At 66.1% G+C, this 891-nt stretch carries 1 protein-coding gene; it reads right to left on the bottom strand.

Annotation, left to right across the window (positions count from 1 at the left end; translation table 11 throughout):
• On the bottom strand, nucleotides 1-891 hold an 891-nt coding region (locus tag AC5RVV_RS17570; protein WP_494002638.1), incomplete at both ends, for a LamG domain-containing protein.

Genomic DNA, 891 nt, shown 5'->3' on the forward strand with positions numbered 1-891 from the left:
GGAGCCGTCGTAGACGCCCACAGCGTGGTACCAGCGGCCGGGCTCAATCTGTACGCCGGCGTTCTTGTAGCCCGACGTGTTCACGGCGAAGGTGAGCTTGTCGCCGTACATGGTCATCGAGAAGCCGCCGGCCTCTTTGTTGGCACACAGGTTCGTCTCGCCGGAGGCGGGGAACGCACCGTTGTACTGGAAGACGCACTCGACGGTCATCGAGTCACCCAGGGCGGGGTACTGGGCGCCGAACGGGTAGAGGAGGGCATCGTCACCGTCGAAGGTGGCAACGTTGCGGCCCAGCGCGCCGCTCTCGGCGATTACCGGCTCGCCATGGGTGGTGGCCGGCAGGCCCTGCACCTTGTCGGCAGCGGTCCCATCGGAGAAATCGACGTCCAGGACGTCGGCAGCGGGGGCGTCCGGTACGGCGTGGAACGCCTGGCTCAGTGCGCCCGCCTGCTGGCCGGTGATCGCCTCGCCGTAGACGCGGGCGGAGCCGATCGCCGTCTTGGCGAAGGACTCGGCCTTGCCCGAGGCACTGTCCGCGCCGATGACCATGTTGTGGGCGTTCACATTCGACGGCACAGTCATCGGGCCGCCGGCTTCGGCCTCGGCCGCCAGTTCACCGTCCAGGTAGAGCCTGATCGTCTGACCGTCGTAAACACCGGCCGCGTGATACCAGCGGTCGGCCTCCACCGTGGTGCGCGCGTACTTGTAGCCGCCGTTGGTGTGGAGCATGAAGCCCAGCGAGTCGTTCTTGAGGATCAGCGCGAAGCCGCCGGCCTGCTTGTTTCCGCAGAGAGTAACCTCGGAGGTCGGAAGCGCCGGATCGTACTTGAACGAGCATTCGACGGTGAACGAATCGGCCAGCTTCGCATAGTCGTCCGCGGTCATGTCGTA

This window comes from Arthrobacter sp. MDT2-34-1 (assembly GCF_059091365.1).